Here is a 16,405-nt window from a genome sequence, read left to right as displayed (position 1 = left end):
GTGCCGGTCAAGGATGTCATTCGGATTGCCCATGCCCGCGGCATCCCGGTTCTGGTCGACGGCAGCCAGGCCGCCGTTCACCTCACCGTCGACGTCAGCGATATCGACTGCGATTTCTATGTCTTCACCGGCCACAAGCTCTATGGCCCGACCGGCATCGGCGTACTCTACGCCAAGCACGAGCACTTGGTGGCGATGCGCCCCTATAATGGCGGCGGCGAGATGATCCGCGAGGTCGCGAGGGAGTGGGTCACTTATGGCGATCCGCCGCACAAGTTCGAGGCGGGAACGCCGGCGATCGTCGAGGCGGTCGGATTGGGGGCCGCGATCGATTATGTCAATTCGATCGGCAAGGAACGCATCGCCGCGCACGAGCACGGCCTGTTGACCTATGCCGAGGCGCGGCTGCGCGAGATCAATTCGCTGCGTCTGATCGGCACCGCGAACGCCAAGGGCCCGGTGATCTCGTTCGAGATGAGGGGCGCCCATCCCCACGATGTCGCGACCGTGATCGACCGGCAGGGGATCGCGGTGCGCGCCGGCACCCACTGCGTGATGCCGCTTCTGGAACGATTCAATGTTACGGCGACCTGCCGCGCCTCGTTGGGACTGTATAATACGCGCGAGGAAGTCGACCATCTCGCACAGGCGCTGATCAAGGCGCGGGAATTGTTTTCATGACCGACACCATCGAAGCCAAGAATCTCGAAGCCAAGAATCCCGACGCCAGAACCAGCAACATGCAAACGCATTCCGCGCTGCCGCCGGAGGAGACCGACCGGCTCGCCGGCGAAATCGTGGCCGCGCTGAAGACGGTGTTCGATCCGGAAATTCCGGCCGACATCTACGAGCTCGGCCTGATCTACAAGGTCGATATCAAGGATGACCGGACCGTGGACGTCGAGATGACGCTGACGACCCCGAACTGTCCGGCGGCCGGCGAATTGCCCACCATGGTCGAGAACGCGATCGCCAGCGTTCCCGGTGTCGGCGTGGTCAATATCAATCTGATCTGGGAACCGCCATGGACCCCGGATCGCATGACCGATGAGGCGCGCCTCGTGCTCAATATGTGGTGAAGCGTGGAGTGGAGTTGGACTTGGGCTTTTTGAATGGAAATAGCCGGCATTGATTTGCCTATTGGAATGACCAAATGACTGACATGACACCCGCTCAAACCACACCGACGCCGGCCGCGGCCTCAAAACCGAAGCCGCGGCCCCGCCCCCAGGTCATGAAGCTGACCGAAGCCGCCGCGCAGCGCATAGCCGAACTGACCAGGCGTGCCGATTCCGAGATCGTAGGCTTGCGGGTCGGGATCAAGAACGGCGGCTGCGCCGGGCAATCCTATACGGTCGAATATGCTCACGATGTCCGCCCCTCAGACGAGGTTGTCGAGGACAAGGGCGTCAAGATCCTGGTCGATCCCAAGGCGGTGCTGTTTCTGCTCGGTACTGAAATGGATTACAAGGCCGACAAGATGTCGGCGCAGTTTATTTTCAACAACCCGAACCAGACCGGAGCCTGCGGCTGCGGCGAATCGGTGCAGCTGACCGCCGCGAAGGTGGACGGCTAGTTGATCGTCCCGAACAGTCCGTCATGGACCGCGACTTCCTGATCGATCTGTTTTCGGGCTTCGGGCCGGTCACAATCCGGCGGATGTTTTCCGGGTTCGGCATTAGCGCCGACGGCACCAACTTCGCGCTGGCGCTTCGGGGCGGTCTTTACCTGCGGGCCGACGCTCAGAGCATTGCGCGCTTCGAAGCGGAAGGCGCAAAGCCCTTTCAGTACCAGACCCGAACCAGAACCGTGACGGTCAGTTCATATTGGCAGTTGCCGGAACGGTTGTATGACGATCCGGAGGAACTGTCCGATTGGGCGAGGGCGGCATTGGCGGCGGCGCAGCGCGCGGCGCTGCGGAAGCGACCCAAGATGCGCAAGGTGGAAAAGAGAAAGAGTGCAAAGGCGGCCGCTAAGAGGAAAACTCGGAAGAGAAGAGTCTAGACGACCGCGGTCCCCTATTTCATTGGCGGCGGACGCGCCAATCGGCGCGTCGACGCCTGAAGTTGCATGTTGTCGCAGACTGTCAGACTCTGGCGCGCACCGGCCGCAACAGGAACGCCGGGAGATGCGAGTGGTCGGCAGGCTCGGATGCGGCATCGCGCGGGGTCTGCGGAGCCTCGGCGCGGCCGATAGAAGGCGTGCGCGAGGGCGGCGGCGCGACCGGCGGGGTGAATGCTGCTTCGGGTGCCTGCGGCTGCGGGCCGGAATGGCGGTCGCCACCGGCGCGCCGGGGTTCACGTTCCCGGCGCGGCTTTCGGCCGCCGCGGGAACCTTCTTTTGCGCCGTCGCGGGTGCGTGGCTTACGCGGCTCCCCGGCTTCGCCGCCCGATGCCACCGCCGCGCTGTCAGCCGCGGCGACTTCGTCAGCGCCTTCGACGCGGGGAATGCTTTGGCCGATCAGTTTTTCAATCGCGACCATTGATTTCTGGTCGAGCGGGGTGACGATCGAGATCGCGGTGCCGCCGCGCCCTGCGCGGCCGGTGCGGCCGATGCGATGGACGTAATCGTCGGCATGATGCGGCACGTCGAAATTGAAGACGTGGCTGGTGGTGGGAATGTCGAGGCCGCGAGCAGCGACGTCGGAGGCAACCAATAGTGGAATTTCGCCTTTGCGGAACTGATCGAGCGCGGCGGTGCGCGCCGACTGATCCATGTCGCCGTGCAGGGCGCCGACGGCAAAGCCGTGTTTTTGCAACGATTTGTACAACAGCGCCACCTCGCGCTTGCGGTTGCAGAAGATGATGGCGTTCTGCAGGTCCTTGGCGTCGCGCAAAAGCCGACGCAGCGTGTCGCGCTTCTCGTGCGGTTCGCGGCCCACCGCGACTTGGAACTGGGCCACGCCCACTGCCGTCGTCGCCGGCCTCGTAACTTCGATCTTTTCCGGATTGTGCAGGAAGGTTTCGGTGATGCGGCGGATTTCGGGGGGCATCGTGGCGGTGAAGAACAGCGTCTGCCGGGTGAATGGTATCATCTTGCAGATACGTTCGATGTCGGGAATGAAGCCCATGTCCAGCATGCGGTCGGCTTCGTCGATCACCAGGAGCTCGACCCCGGTGAGCAACAGTCCGCCGCGTTCGGTATGGTCGAGGAGCCGTCCGGGGGTTGCGATCAGCACGTCGACGCCCCGCGTCAGCTTGGTGTCCTGGTCGCCGAACGAAACGCCGCCGATCAAAAGCGCGACGTTGAGTTTCTGGCCGGCGCCGTATTTGTCGAACTGCTCCTTGACCTGGGCGGCGAGTTCGCGCGTCGGTTCCAGGATCAGGGTGCGGGGCATTCGGGCCCGGGCGCGGCCCTTTTCGAGCATGGTAAGCATCGGAAGGACGAACGCAGCGGTCTTGCCGGTGCCGGTCTGGGCGATGCCGAGAACGTCTCGGCGGGCCAGAACATGGGGGATCGCCTGATCCTGTATGGGGGTAGGGATGGTGTAACCGCTGGCCGCGACGGCGGCGAGCACCTTGTCGGACAAGCCGAGATGGGAAAAAGACATTGAGCCTCTGGTAGAAACCGCCGCTTGGAATCTAAGGGAATAACTGTCGCGCTCAACCCCGGAACGGCACGCAGATTTGCACGGGATTTCGGCTACGCAGACAGGCGGCTTACTCAAGATATCGCGTTTCGATACCGGGCCGCGTCGAGCCGGAACATAGGGGGCAATCGGTAGAAGTCAATGGAGCAGGCGCGGGAAGCATTGAAAAAGCTTAATGTTTTTGCACAAATTGCGGACAGGCCTGCCGGAGGCGTCATGTTTTCCAAAGCCCGCCTCGATACCCTGAGCGACGGAATCTTCGGCGTCGCCATGACGCTGCTCGTCCTCGACGTGCGGCTGCCCGATGATTTTCACCCGAAGGACGCCGCCGAGCTGGTGCAGGGCCTGCTCGATCTCTGGCCGAAATTCCTGCCTTACGTGTTGAGTTTCGGCGTGCTCGGCTTGCGCTGGCTGGCCAATATCGAAATGCGCACGCGCGCGGAATACGTCAACCGCGAATACGTCAACTGGTGGCTGCTCTATCTCTTGTTCATCACCTGCGTGCCGTTCACCACCATCGTGGTCGGCCGCTTCGGACATTTCGCACCCGCGATCTGGCTTTATGCCGGCCATACCCTTCTGATCGCGCTGGTCTGGCTTCGTCTGGTTCACATCACGCCACATCTGGAGCAGGGTGATCATCTGAGGCATCGGCAGTTGTCGGCGATGCTGCTGATCGTCTCGTCGCTATTGGCGATGACGCTGAGTCTCGTGAACTCGCGGATAGCGCTATGGGCGCTGGCGCTGAACTTTGCCGCGCCGCTGATCCGTAAGTGGCGGCCGCGGTCCGCGGTACCGGATTGAACCGGCAAAAGGCTTTGCCAGTCGACTCAGTTCGTTGCGGTGGAATTGACACAATTCGACGGGCAGCCTGATTGCCTTTACGACGGCGCCTGCCGGTGCGAGTTTTGGCCCTGCCGTTGCCGCCGGTGGCACGCCTTCTTTTCTAGGTGCTAAACACGAGGGCGGCTTCGGCGGCGGTCAGATCGGCTACAACTGGCAGAAGAGTTACTGGCTTTTGGGCCTCGAAGCGGACATCCAGGGCGCCAGTATCGGAGGGACCTCGACCATCGGCTTTCCAGGCGGGGGCGGTATTGTCCCGAGCGTTTCGACAGGACGCGACCATGTTGATTGGTTCGGAACCGTTCGTGGCCGGGCCGGCGTGACCTACAACAGCTTCCTGTTCTATGGAACGGGCGGCCTTGCCTATGGTGGGGTTCGCAGCTCGGTAACCAACATCTTCACCCCCGGGACGGCCGGAACTTTCGCCGGAAGCGCGAGCAATACGCTTGCCGGCTGGGTGGCCGGCGCGGGCGTCGAATGGGGCTTTGCGCCGAATTGGACCGTGAAGGGCGAGTATCTTCACATCGATCTCGGCCATTCGAACGTGACGATGGCCGATCCGGTGAACTTCCCGATATCGTTTGCCACCTACCGCTTTCATCATGAGCTCGATACAGTTCGTGTGGGCGTCAATTACCGGTTCGGCGGTCCGATCGTGGCGCGGTACTGATTTTTCCTGACTTCAGCAAAGCAAGAGCCCCGGCAAGGTCCGGGGCTTTTTCGTGTTTGAGCGAAGCACGCAATTGCGCTTCAACCCATGATCGAAAATCCGCCATCGACGGCAATCGCGGCGCCGGTGACAAAATCCGAGGCACCTGAGGCGAGAAACACGGCTATCCCGGCGAAATCGGCGGTAGCGCCCCATCGCGCGGCGGGCGTGCGCGCCAAGACCCTGTCGTGCAGGCCCTCGATCTCTTCGCGGGCGCGCCGGGTCAAATCAGTGTCGATCCAGCCTGGCAGCACCGCGTTGACCTGGATGTTGTCGGCGGCCCAGGCGACCGCACAGGAGCGCGTGAACTGCACGATGCCGCCCTTGCTGGCGGCGTAGGCCGGCGCAAAACCGGCGCCGAAGATCGACAGCATCGAGCCGATGTTGATGATCTTGCCGCCGCCCTTGGCTTTCATGACCGGGTAGACCGCCTGCGAGCACAGGAAGGCGCTGGTCAGGTTGGTGCGGATGACGCGGTCCCATTCCTCGACATCGAGCGCTTGCGGGGGTTTTCGAATGTTGATGCCGGCGTTGTTGACGAGAATATCGATGCGGCCAAGCGCGCGCAGCGCTCGCTCGACCATCTCGGCGACGGCGGCCTTCTCGGTGACATCGACGGTGAGCGATATCGCCTGAACGCCGCGCTGCTCGATGTCGGTGACGGCCGCGAGCGACTTCGCTTCGTTGCGTGCAACGATGACAATCGCGGCGCCGGCGTCCGCCAGGCCGCGCGCCATACCAAGACCAATGCCGCCATTGCCGCCGGTGATGACAGCAACCTTGCCGCTGAGGTCGAAAGCGCCTGATGGCATCGCTGTCCTCCGTAGCGCTGTCAGCGCCGTGCCAGCCAGATCAGGATCAGGCCACCGACGGCCACTCCGGCGCCGTAATAGGCCCACTGGATCTGGCTGATCATGAAGCTCGATTGCGGCCACGCCACGGTGCCGGTGCCCTGACCGATCCAGAGCAGGCCGATCAGAAGCGCGAGCACGCCGAGGATCAGAAGCAGATTGCGCATGAATCTTTCCTATTGGGTCGCGCGACCAACTCGATACGATCGCCAGAGTGGCGCGCCCGCGCGCCAGGGGCAAGAGCACGACAGTTCGTCGGTGAGTGTCGATTCCGGTGTGCCCGCGCACAAAAAAGCCCCGAGCAATGCCGGGGCTTCTTTGATGTCGTTGGAATGCAGGGAGGAGATCAGTACTTCGCAACCACCGGGCCGGTCCAATTGAAGCGGTAGACCAAGGATGTGCTGACGGTCTGGACCAAGGGCTGGACCTTAATACCGATGCCGTCCAGCACATTCGTACCGTCGAATTTCTCACCGATCGTCTTGGAGCCGTAATAGGCAGCGCGATATTCAGTCTTCATGAACCAGCCCGGCGCCGAGATGCCGAAGATATTCAAGTTGTTTTCCACACCGCCGCCGATGAACCCACCGTTGAGGTTGAATGAGTCGGTATGGATGCCCACTGGAAGACCGGAAAACGTATTGAGCAGCGTTACGCGCGACCAGTGCGATCCGGCATAACCTGCATTGACGTAGGAATATACGTTCGGCGCAACGAGATAGCCAAGACGCGCGCCCGCGGCCCAATTGTCCTGATCTTTGAGCCTGCCGGTCAAGGATTGATTTGGATCGTTGATCGAGCCGTTGATGCTGCCAAATTGACCGTCGCCGAACACGCCGAACACCCAATTGCTGTTGAACTGCCAGTCATAGCCCGCGCCCACGGTGCCATACCAACCATCACCGCCTACTCGCGAATCGATGGAGAGCGGTACGCCGCCCGTACTGACGGTGTGCGAGTTAGAATCCCATACACCGCCGCCGCCGCCGCCGAAGATGTAAAACCCAGTCCAGCTCGGCGCCGCGAGCGGTGGCGGAGCCTTGGTATAAGTACGCGGAGCCATGTCAGCCGCGAGGGCCGATCCGGAAAACGCCGCCGCGGCGGCCAGAGCAAGCAAAAGCTTTTTCATTTCCAATTCCCCAGCAAACGCGCGGTCCAAACCCAACCTGCGCCAAATCTTTAGATGTCGCATCAGCCATAACCGGTTTTCGCCCGAAATGCTGTTGCCTTTGCAACACACTGACCGGAAAACGACACCGCTCAAAAATATGCGATGGCCTTGCGTCGCTGCGGCGCGAAACTGCCGACCGTGTCATTTTGACAATTAATTCAAGTGTTTGTGGCCAAAACCTCAGAGCGTCGCGAGCCGTCGCGCAACTTTCATTACGATACTGGTGCAACCTAAACGTCCAGCAGGTCCTCGCTGGCGAATTCGGCCTTTTCGGAGATGAAGGCGAATCGGGCCTCTGCCCGGGTTCCCATCAGGCGCTCGACCGAATCGGCGGTTCCCTCACGGTCGTCGGCCAAAAGCACCACGCGCAGCAAAGTGCGCTTGGCCGGGTCCATGGTGGTTTCCTTGAGCTGCGCCGGCATCATCTCGCCCAGGCCCTTGAAGCGGCCGACATCGACCTTGGCATTGGCGTTGAATTCGCTTTTCAGGAGCGCATCCTTGTGGGCGTCGTCGCGGGCGTACACCGTCTTGGCGCCATGGGTGAGGCGGTAGAGCGGCGGCACTGCGAGATAGAGGTGGCCCTCGTCGATCAGCCGCGGCGTCTGGCGGTAGAAGAACGTGATCAGGAGCGAGGCAATATGCGCGCCATCGACGTCGGCATCGGTCATGACGATGATGCGGGCGTAGCGCAGATCCTCCTCGCGGTATTGCGCGCCGGTGCCGCAGCCGATCGCCTGCATCAGATCGGCGAGCTGCGCATTGGCGGTCAGCTTGTCCTTGGTGGCGGAGGCGACGTTGAGGATTTTTCCACGCAACGGCAGGATGGCCTGGGTCTTGCGGTCGCGCGCCTGCTTGGCGCTGCCGCCGGCCGAGTCGCCCTCGACGATGAACAGCTCGCTTCCTTCGGCCGCGTTGTTGGTGCAGTCGGCGAGCTTGCCGGGAAGGCGCAGCTTCTTCACCGCGGTCTTGCGCGAGATTTCCTTCTCGGCGCGGCGGCGCAGCCGCTCGTCGGCGCGTTCGACGACGAAATCCAGGAGTTTGTTGGCCTGCAGCGGATTGCCTGACAACCAGTGGTCGAACGGGTCCTTGATGGCCTGTTCGACAATGCGTTGGGCTTCCGCCGTGGCGAGGCGGTCCTTGGTCTGGCCCTGGAATTCCGGTTCGCGCACGAACACCGAGAGCATGACCGCGGCGCCCACCATGACGTCTTCAGAGGTGACGGTGGCGGCGCGCTTGCCCTGGCCGAGGCGTTCGGCGTGATCTTTCAGGCCGCGCAGCAGCGCGCTGCGCATGCCCGATTCATGGGTGCCGCCGTCCGGCGTCGGCACGGTGTTGCAATAGGAGGACAGGAAGCCATCGGCATCCGCGGTCCAGGCTACGGCCCATTCGCAGGCGCCGTGGGCGCCGTTGCGGCCGGATTTGCCGGAGAAGATATCCGGATGCACGAGCGTGTCGGCATGGATCGCCGCGGCGAGGTAATCCTTCAATCCGCCGGGGAAGTGGAAACTGTCCTCGGCCGGCACGTCTTCGATGCCCTTGAGCAGCTCCGGATCGCAACGCCAGCGGATTTCGACGCCACCGAACAGATAGGCCTTGGAGCGCGTCATCTTGAACAGGCGCTGCGGCTTGAAGGTCGCCTTGCCGCCGAAAATCTCGCCGTCCGGCTTGAAGCGGACGCGCGTGCCGCGACGGTTGTTGATCCTGCCGAGGTCCTCGAGTTTGCCCTTGGGATGGCCGCGCTCGAACGCCATGCGATAGAGCTTTTGGCCGCGCGCGACTTCGACCTCGAGCCGCTGCGACAGGGCGTTGACCACGGAGACGCCGACGCCGTGCAGGCCGCCCGAGGTCTCATACACCTTGGAATCGAATTTGCCGCCGGAATGCAGCGTGCACATGATGACTTCGAGCGCGGATTTTTTCGGGAATTTCGGATGCGGGTCGACCGGAATGCCGCGGCCATTATCGGTCACGGTCAAAAACCCGTCGGCGCCCAATTCCACCTCGATGAAGGAGGCATGCCCCGCCAGCGCCTCGTCCATGGCGTTGTCAATGACTTCGGCAAACAGATGATGAAGCGCCTTCTCGTCGGTGCCGCCTATATACATGCCGGGACGCCGGCGCACCGGCTCGAGACCTTCGAGCACCTCGATGTCGGCGGCGGTGTAGTCGGCCTCGGCGCTGGAGCTGCGCGAGGCGACTTTGATCGCGGGCCGTCCGTTCGGCTCCGCAGCCCCGAACAAGTCGCCGGTAGCTTTTGCTTTAGCTAATGATTTCAATGGTTTCGGCATTTCTCTTCACAAGTTGCGCCGCCCCAAGGGCCGCGAATCGCTGCGCTGACTATGCCACGGATAGGCTGAAAAAGTGACGGCTAGGGACCGGCGAAGTACCGGCGAAGAACCGGGGAAGACGGGGGACCAACCGCGGACCCATCCCCTCCCATTGGCCAGCCTGGACGCTGCGCGGTGGCAGAATTATTGTGTAACAAATCAACAACACCCTGGCGCAATCGCCTGCGTCCGCTTGCTTTCATTTAAATGCTGCGTGAAGGTTCGGGCGGGCTGGGGAAAAATATCGATGATCAGGCTGCTGATCGCTGCGGCAATCGCAGCGCCGTGTGTCGGTTGCGCGTCTGTGACGCGGGGGACCACCGAGAACATTTCCATTGCCACCACGCCAGCGGGCGCAACTGCCGAAATATCCGGATTGGATATTCCAGCCGCCTGTGTCACCCCCTGCGTCGTCCAGGCGAAGCGAAACGCCGACATCACGGTCACCATTAACAAAGAGGGTTATGAGCCGCAGTCGATTCCGCTCACCAAGGAAATCCCGGGCACCGGCGCGGCGGGTTTCGCGGGCAATATTCTGGCCGGCGGGTTGATCGGCATGGGTGTGGACGCCGCAACCGGCGCCGCACAGGATCACAAACCGAATCCCCTGATCGTGACGTTGCAACCGCTGCGGCGGGAGCCGCCGCGGGCGGCCAAGCCGCCACCGCCAAAACGCCCGTCGCCTGACAGCTGAATTTGCCAGGACGACCTGGGCTGCCACGCCGGAACGAGGTCACGCGCCGTCCCCACCTTTGTGACTTGATGTCACGGAAGGGGTTGGCATACCTCCTGTTGGGCATCGAACCCTGAGAAAGCTCCGGGAGCTGAAGAGGCCGATCGCCGGAAAGGGCATTTGGAACGATGGAAAATTTTGCGCACGCGTTGGCCGACTTCGTGCGCGACCATCAAGGCTGGGCCGCGCCGATCGTTCTTCTGCTGGCGTTCGGCGAATCGCTGGCCTTCATCTCCCTTTTGATTCCCGCCTGGGGGGCGCTGGTGGCGATCGGCGCGCTGATCGGCGCCAGCGGCATCAGCTTCTGGCCGGTCTGGATTGCCGGCGGGATCGGCGCGGCGCTCGGCGACTGGGTCTCCTATTGGTTCGGCTTCAAATACAAGGAACACGTCGCCCAGATGTGGCCGCTGTCGCGTTATCCGGAAATCCTGCCGCGCGGCGAAGCCTTTTTAAAAAAGTGGGGCATGCCGAGCATTTTCATCGGGCGATTCTTCGGGCCCCTTCGGGCCTCGGTGCCGCTTGCGGCCGGCATTTTCGAGATGCCGTATTGGAGCTTTCAACTCGCCAATTTCGTATCCGCGCTGGTCTGGTCGGCGGCGCTGCTGCTGTTCGGCGACGTGATCGCGCAAATCGCCGAATGGCTGTGGCGCACGGTCTGAACCTGACGGGGGACAAGCCCTGCGTGCAAGCCCGAAGCAGGAGCAGTGCCGGCTGCCCGCGGCATTCGGCCCAATGAGAAGAACGTCGTCGCTCTCGGTCGTCGCACTCGATAGTTGACGCCGACTGAAGGGATATCCCTAACGGGATATGAACGATCGAGAGACTTCGGGTTGTGGTCGGGAAAACAGCCGGCGCTGCACGGGGGCTATTTTCCAGGCATTCAAATGATATTTCCGAGGAGCATGACGCGCAATTTCCATTGCCCGAACGATTCTATTTCCGAAATCCCGCTTCCATGACGACGGAGCGCTTACGAAGGATGAACCAAAGAAATTAAGTCGCTATTCAGAGGCGCATACCATGATGTCGACCGGTACATTAATTATTACTCATGGTTCGCTATGGAAGAAATCCTGGCATCATGTCGCCGCGCATTTTCTGCATTCGGCGCGAAAAAAGCGGGGTGGCAACGTCACTTCCGATTGCGCGGCCGCGGCCTGCTCCGTCTCTCCGATGCAAATCATTCTCTCCTGAGTTCCTTCAGCCGAGATGAGCGCGGCAACATCGCTCTCGCCTTCGGGCTGTCGTCCCTGATGATCTTCACGGCGATGGGGGCAGGGGTCGACCTGTCCCGTGCCTACCTCGCCCGTCAGAAGGTTTCCGAGGTTGCTACCCTGGCCTGCCAGTATGCGAGCCGTCCATCGGTCGTCGACATCTCGACGGCTTCCTATAACGGCACGGGCGGCGGCGCCGCCTATTCATCACAGGTCTCCGCTTTCATCAGCACCACGTGGCAGAGCCAGAACGTCAACCTGACCCAGACCAGCAGCGTGCCGTTTTCGTACACGCAGGGTGGCGCTTCGAGCGTAAACCTCACGGCGTCAGTCCCGACCACATTCATGCAGATCCTGGGCTTTACCCAGATCCCGATTTCGGTTCAGACCCATTGCTTCGACTCAGCTGGTTCAGTGATCCAGCGGGTGCCTGACGGCAATTCCCAGATTATGATCAAGGAAAGTTTCGAGGCAGTACCCGGGGCGCCCAACACGGCCTATGTCACGTACCTTCCGAATGGCCAGAATGGGACGGGGACCAGCGCGACCGGTTACACCAGCGCGGTCGGTTACACCGGGACGGGTGGCACGCAATGGCACATCACCGGTTATTGTCTCGAGCAGGACCTGGCCGGCCAGATCAAGTCGACGGCTTACGATGGCAACTATTCGGTCGAGCTCGATTGCGACAACGGCAGCCACGGTGCGGGTAATTCGTCGATCTCGACCCTGGTTTACCTGGCGGCCGGGGCTTATGAACTGCGCTATTCCTATGCCTCCCGGGTCGATTATCCAAGCTATGACCCGGCCTATTTGTGCGGCTCGGCCGCCAGCGATCTCAACTGGGCTAACAGCTCTACCACGTCATGGTCCGGATCGATGGCGACCGCCTACCGCACCAATCAGATCAACGTTTACCTCGACTTGAATGTCAATGACGCGCCGCCGATGCACACTACCCTGGTCGGAAACGAACAATTGGCGGGCGGCAATCTGATCGACATGTGCCTCTACGGGCAGAGCTGGATCCAGCGCAGCGTCCAGATCAACGTGACGGCGCCGGGCTATTACTGGCTCAGCTTCGCCGCCGATGGGTCGAACGATTCCTACGGCGGCCAGCTCGACGACATACTATTGTGCAACGTGAATTGCCCGGGCACGGTCCAAGACAACTACACGACCGCGTGGACCGTCTCCAGCCTGCTGTTTGAGGATAATTTCGAAAGCCCTGTCTATTCAAATCAGGGATCAGATTACAACACCAACGGCAACGTCAACAAGAGCGTCGGCGCTTCGTCGTACTGGAAACTCTCCGGCAGCGGCTGGGGCAACGCGCCCATCACTCAGTTGCCGTATTGGGTTTACGAATGCCCCGAGGGCAACCAGTGCGCGGAGCTTGGCTGGAACAGCAACAGTCTGATCAGCCAATCCTTCCTGCTCGTGCCGGGCTACTACCAAATCAAATACGACTATGTCTCGGAGGTCCTATTCTCGACGCTGGGCAGCACGGTGTATTGCGGATCGACGCCCGCGGCGGCCAATATATCCACGCTCGCTGCAGCCAGCAGCACCGGCATCAATCGGGTACTCAACGTCAATCACGGGACTCTCAAAAACGATACCAACGCCGTCGGCGTGTTCATGTCGCATGCCCAGGAGGCCAGTACGCCCAACAGTGGCAACGCGCTGGGAACAACCACGAGCTATACCAATTCTGACGGAACAACAACGACTACGCCCGAGGTCGCACCCAATGGCATCAGCCTGACCAGCTACAATGCATCGCAGCTCAATCCGTTGCTCGACATTTGCGGTTACGCTTCGAGGGCGCAGACCCGAACCGCCGTTGTCTTCATCGCGAAACCCGCCTTCTATTGGCTGACGATGGCCGCCCTCGGGACTTCGGATGCATTCGGCGGGCAGATCGACGACGTCAGGATCACCGCGCTCGGCAGCCCCTATGCCTCGAACCCGCCGTCCAACGCCGTTACGATCCCAGTTCCCGCGCCGCAGCCATCGACGAGCATCTATTTCACCGGCTTTTCGATCTCCGCCGACCCGCTGGCGCCGTGATGATGCTGGCCGCACGCCCGACAAGCGTGGCAAGGCTGACCGGCCGCTTTATGCGGGACCGCCGCGCGTCCTCAGCCGTGGAATTTGCCATTTTGGCGACGCCGTTTTTCCTTCTCCTGATGGGCGTAGCCCAGGTCGGCATCTTCTTCATGGCCCAATCGGCCCTTGATACCGGTGTAATCAAGACGGCGGAAACCCTGCGAACCAACTTCACCACCGGCAGCACAGCGACCCTGTTGAACGCTGGACAACTGAAGATCAGTGTGTCCAGCAGTGCCGGAGCGATGATTTCCGATGACGCCAGCCTTGCCGTCGAAATCAGGCAATTTTCCAACCTGACGTCATCGACGGTTCCGATCGTTGACGGGACCGTCGACTATGGATCGAACACCAGCACGCTGGTCTTGCGCGCGCAGTCCACGGTCGTCACTCTGGCGCCAGGTTTGGGCGGTCTCAGCAGGATCTATTCCAGTGCGCTGGTGCGACGGCAGGGAACCTGAGCCTTGCGGAAACTGCTCCAAGACTTCAGACGATCGGGATCGGCAACTGCGGCGATCGAGTTTGCATTCATATTGCCGGTCCTGCTGATGATGTTCGCCGCGGTCGTTGAGGCCGGGCGGCTGTTCCAGGTTTATGATGCCACCAATCGCCTGGCGACGCAGTATGCGATCGTATTTGCCGATTGCTCCGATATTCCCGCCGGAACGTGCAATACCGAACTGGCAGCATTGGGCTCCAGCAGCGCGATTGCCAATATCGTCCCGCAGTTGCAGACCGGCCACTTGTCGGTCAGTATTTTTCAGGTGAGCATGTCCGGCACGACACCGACCGTCGTCTATGCCTTTCCCGCCGGCGCGACCTTGACGCCGAACCAGACGCTCGCTGCGCAGGGGCTGCTCAGCAGCAACCAATCCGGCGTCGTTGTGACCGCGACCTACAGCCATAGCCTGGAATTCTTCCAGACCCTGATGTCGCCCTATCTGAGCAGCGTGCTGACGCCATCCTATACCGCCGTGCAACTGAAGGGATGAAAGTGGTCAAGAGGCTGAACTTGATGGCCTACCTGGCCGCGCCACCCAAAGTCTCCATCGCGGGCGCGCTCGACGCAATCGTCTGTCGACGCAACATCTTGACGCCGACGGGGCACGGCCCTATAGCCGCGCGATGATCAATGCCGCGACCATTCTAACCGTCCGCCGCCGCGCTTTCGCGGCGAGGGTGGATGCTTGCGCTTGAGATCGTCCCCCCTGCCGCCGGATCCATTCCGCGGCCTTGCCCCAACCATCAACGCGGTGTGATCTGGCGGCTCCTACGTCAAGCAGGAGTTTGAAATGTATACGCCTCCCATGTTCAGGCCCGATCGCGCCGCTTGCCTTGCCTTTGCGCAAGCACGCGGATTTGGCACCGTCACCGCCTGGGACGGCTTTAGGCCCATCGCATCGTCACTGCCATTCTATCTGACCTCAGCCGATGACGGTACGCCGCACGCCGCGTTTCATGTCGCGCGTCACAATCCGCTGACGAAACTTGCGGACGGGAAATCGCGCTGGCTGATGGCGGTGACCGGTGCGGACGCCTATGTTTCGGCGGACTGGTACGCATCGCCGGATCAGGTGCCGACCTGGCTCTACCAGGCCGTGCATCTCACCGGCGTGGTGCGGATGTTGTCGGACCAGGAACTCGGTCCGCATCTGGACGCGCTGAGCGCCAAGTTTGAAAGCTGGCTTGGGCCGAAACCGCCTTGGACGTCGTCGAAGATGACGACCGGACGTCTCGAGGCGCTGAAAAAATCGATTGTGGGCATGGTGATGCCGGTAGACGAGGTCGAGGGCAGCTTCAAGCTCAATCAGCACAAATCCGATGCCGATTACGTGGCGGTTGCGCTGGCGCTGGCGCGCCAACCAGAGCCCGCGGCCCGGGTCCTGGCGGACGAAATGCGGGCCTTGCGCCCGCAGCCTTTCGCAAGCGGGACGGCACAATTGGATGCCTAGGCGATGCCAGAGGGAACGAACTCGTGCCCCTGAGGTCGCGCACATCGATCGTTCAAAGCACCCCGAAAATCGCCAGCGCCAGCACGGCCTGGGCGCCAAATCCGACCACGAATGCCAACGTGCGAAACACCGGCAGGCCCATCGTGTAGACGATCAGATGCGCGACGCGGGCCCAGAAATAAACTGCGCAGGCGAGTACCGTCCACTTCGTTGAGTAGTCGATCTGGGCAAGGATCAGCACCAGCGGCGCAAAGATGATGAGGTTCTCGACCGCGTTGTCGTGCGCGAACATCAGGCGCGTTGCCCAGGGCGCATGCGGCTTGTCATTGCGCGAGGGATTGGCCATGGCGCCGCCGAGGCCGCGCACCATGCTGCGGTTGAGTATGTAAGGCACCCACAGCAATCCGGTCAGGATTACCGTCAAGGTCAGCCAGAACAATTCGCGCGTCATGGGATTACCCTCAAGCAAGTTTCTCGATCTCGTCCCGGCGCAGGACGGCCGGTTGCAAACAAACGCGCAAGCGTTGCGCTACGCGCGGACCCGGACATAGCTGCCGGGCGCGTCTTCGATCGGAGGCATCGCGTCACTGCCGACTGCGCGCGCGGGCACCTTTTCCGCGTCGATGCTTTCGAGCCACTCGCGCCAGTCCGGCCACCACGAACCCTTGTGCTCCTGGGCGCCCTTGAGCCAGTCCTCGAGCTTGACGTCCTTGATGCGGTCGTTGGTCCAGTACTGGTACTTGCCCGACGACGGCGGGTTGACCACGCCCGCAATATGGCCGGAGCCGGACAACACATATTTCACCGGGCCCCCGAAAAACTGCGAGCCGTACAGCACCGAGTCCGCCGGAGCGATATGATCCTCGCGGGTCGCCAGATTGTAGATCGGCACCTTCACCTTCGA

At 61.7% G+C, this 16,405-nt stretch carries 18 protein-coding genes and 1 pseudogene; 12 read left to right on the top strand and 7 right to left on the bottom strand.

Annotated features, from left to right (window positions below):
• From ABSG20_RS12590 to ABSG20_RS12575, 4 genes are all read left to right on the top strand, one after another.
• Nucleotides 1-681: aminotransferase class V-fold PLP-dependent enzyme (locus tag ABSG20_RS12590; RefSeq protein WP_423864828.1), on the top strand; the 681-nt coding region annotated here is incomplete at its 5' end.
• Entirely contained in the window at nucleotides 678-1,079 is a 402-nt protein-coding gene (locus tag ABSG20_RS12585) for an SUF system Fe-S cluster assembly protein (RefSeq protein WP_423864827.1), read from the top strand. The genes ABSG20_RS12590 and ABSG20_RS12585, both read left to right, overlap by 4 nt.
• 74 nt (nucleotides 1,080-1,153) lie before the next feature.
• The gene (locus ABSG20_RS12580) at nucleotides 1,154-1,576 is read left to right on the top strand and encodes a HesB/IscA family protein (protein WP_423864826.1); all 423 of its coding nucleotides are present in this window, start codon (nucleotides 1,154-1,156) and stop codon (nucleotides 1,574-1,576) included.
• 23 nt (nucleotides 1,577-1,599) lie between these two features.
• Nucleotides 1,600-2,004, top strand: coding sequence for a TfoX/Sxy family protein (locus tag ABSG20_RS12575; protein ID WP_423864825.1), 405 nt, complete (start codon nucleotides 1,600-1,602; stop codon nucleotides 2,002-2,004).
• A gap of 82 nt (nucleotides 2,005-2,086) precedes the next feature.
• Here ABSG20_RS12575 and ABSG20_RS12570 read toward each other — a convergent pair whose 3' ends face one another.
• Nucleotides 2,087-3,550 (bottom strand): DEAD/DEAH box helicase, encoded by a 1,464-nt coding sequence (locus tag ABSG20_RS12570; protein ID WP_423864824.1) that lies wholly within the window; start codon nucleotides 3,548-3,550, stop codon nucleotides 2,087-2,089.
• A 255-nt stretch (nucleotides 3,551-3,805) separates the two neighbouring features.
• Here ABSG20_RS12570 and ABSG20_RS12565 point away from each other — a divergent pair, with 255 nt between their 5' ends.
• Both ABSG20_RS12565 and ABSG20_RS12560 read left to right on the top strand, forming a co-directional pair.
• Nucleotides 3,806-4,393, top strand: a complete 588-nt coding sequence (locus ABSG20_RS12565) for a TMEM175 family protein (protein WP_423864823.1) — start codon at nucleotides 3,806-3,808, stop codon at nucleotides 4,391-4,393.
• A 67-nt stretch (nucleotides 4,394-4,460) separates the two neighbouring features.
• The gene (locus tag ABSG20_RS12560; RefSeq protein ID WP_423864830.1) at nucleotides 4,461-5,102 is read left to right on the top strand and encodes an outer membrane protein; all 642 of its coding nucleotides are present in this window, start codon (nucleotides 4,461-4,463) and stop codon (nucleotides 5,100-5,102) included.
• An 80-nt stretch (nucleotides 5,103-5,182) separates the two neighbouring features.
• Here the strand turns inward: ABSG20_RS12560 and ABSG20_RS12555 are convergent, their stop codons facing one another.
• The 4 genes from ABSG20_RS12555 to parE form a co-directional block, all read right to left on the bottom strand.
• A complete protein-coding gene (locus ABSG20_RS12555; RefSeq protein WP_423864822.1) occupies nucleotides 5,183-5,953 on the bottom strand; it encodes an SDR family NAD(P)-dependent oxidoreductase in 771 nt (256 codons plus the stop codon).
• 20 nt (nucleotides 5,954-5,973) lie between these two features.
• A complete protein-coding gene (locus ABSG20_RS12550; RefSeq protein WP_423864821.1) occupies nucleotides 5,974-6,159 on the bottom strand; it encodes a hypothetical protein in 186 nt (61 codons plus the stop codon).
• Nucleotides 6,160-6,338: 179 nt separating this feature from the next.
• Complete coding sequence (locus tag ABSG20_RS12545; RefSeq protein ID WP_423864820.1) at nucleotides 6,339-7,121, bottom strand: outer membrane protein; 783 nt, start codon at nucleotides 7,119-7,121, stop codon at nucleotides 6,339-6,341.
• 272 nt (nucleotides 7,122-7,393) lie between these two features.
• A complete protein-coding gene (gene parE, locus ABSG20_RS12540) occupies nucleotides 7,394-9,451 on the bottom strand; it encodes a DNA topoisomerase IV subunit B (protein ID WP_423864819.1) in 2,058 nt (685 codons plus the stop codon).
• 286 nt (nucleotides 9,452-9,737) lie between these two features.
• On the opposite strand from parE, the gene ABSG20_RS12535 reads away from it, so the two are divergent.
• From ABSG20_RS12535 to ABSG20_RS12510, 6 genes are all read left to right on the top strand, one after another.
• The gene (locus ABSG20_RS12535; protein WP_423864829.1) at nucleotides 9,738-10,184 is read left to right on the top strand and encodes a PEGA domain-containing protein; all 447 of its coding nucleotides are present in this window, start codon (nucleotides 9,738-9,740) and stop codon (nucleotides 10,182-10,184) included.
• Between the two features lie 167 nt (nucleotides 10,185-10,351).
• Nucleotides 10,352-10,882 (top strand): DedA family protein, encoded by a 531-nt coding sequence (locus ABSG20_RS12530; protein ID WP_423864818.1) that lies wholly within the window; start codon nucleotides 10,352-10,354, stop codon nucleotides 10,880-10,882.
• A 594-nt stretch (nucleotides 10,883-11,476) separates the two neighbouring features.
• Complete coding sequence (locus ABSG20_RS12525; RefSeq protein ID WP_423864817.1) at nucleotides 11,477-13,510, top strand: hypothetical protein; 2,034 nt, start codon at nucleotides 11,477-11,479, stop codon at nucleotides 13,508-13,510.
• A 2-nt stretch (nucleotides 13,511-13,512) separates the two neighbouring features.
• The gene (locus ABSG20_RS12520; RefSeq protein ID WP_423864816.1) at nucleotides 13,513-14,010 is read left to right on the top strand and encodes a TadE/TadG family type IV pilus assembly protein; all 498 of its coding nucleotides are present in this window, start codon (nucleotides 13,513-13,515) and stop codon (nucleotides 14,008-14,010) included.
• Between the two features lie 3 nt (nucleotides 14,011-14,013).
• Entirely contained in the window at nucleotides 14,014-14,541 is a 528-nt protein-coding gene (locus tag ABSG20_RS12515) for a TadE/TadG family type IV pilus assembly protein (protein WP_423864815.1), read from the top strand.
• A gap of 300 nt (nucleotides 14,542-14,841) precedes the next feature.
• Nucleotides 14,842-15,501, top strand: a complete 660-nt coding sequence (locus ABSG20_RS12510; protein ID WP_423864814.1) for an FMN-binding negative transcriptional regulator — start codon at nucleotides 14,842-14,844, stop codon at nucleotides 15,499-15,501.
• Between the two features lie 52 nt (nucleotides 15,502-15,553).
• Here ABSG20_RS12510 and ABSG20_RS12505 read toward each other — a convergent pair whose 3' ends face one another.
• Together ABSG20_RS12505 and ABSG20_RS12500 are read right to left on the bottom strand one after the other, a co-directional pair.
• Nucleotides 15,554-15,952 carry an MAPEG family protein gene (locus tag ABSG20_RS12505; RefSeq protein WP_423864813.1) on the bottom strand — a complete coding sequence of 133 codons (399 nt, stop codon included), beginning with the start codon at nucleotides 15,950-15,952 and terminating at the stop codon, nucleotides 15,554-15,556.
• 78 nt (nucleotides 15,953-16,030) lie between these two features.
• Nucleotides 16,031-16,405, bottom strand: a pseudogene (locus ABSG20_RS12500) (class I poly(R)-hydroxyalkanoic acid synthase); the annotation flags it as partial.

Origin of the sequence: Bradyrhizobium sp. (assembly GCF_049512235.1) — a bacterium.
In the GTDB taxonomy this organism is placed as follows: domain Bacteria; phylum Pseudomonadota; class Alphaproteobacteria; order Rhizobiales; family Xanthobacteraceae; genus Bradyrhizobium.
This window is presented reverse-complemented; position numbering and strand designations above follow the sequence as displayed.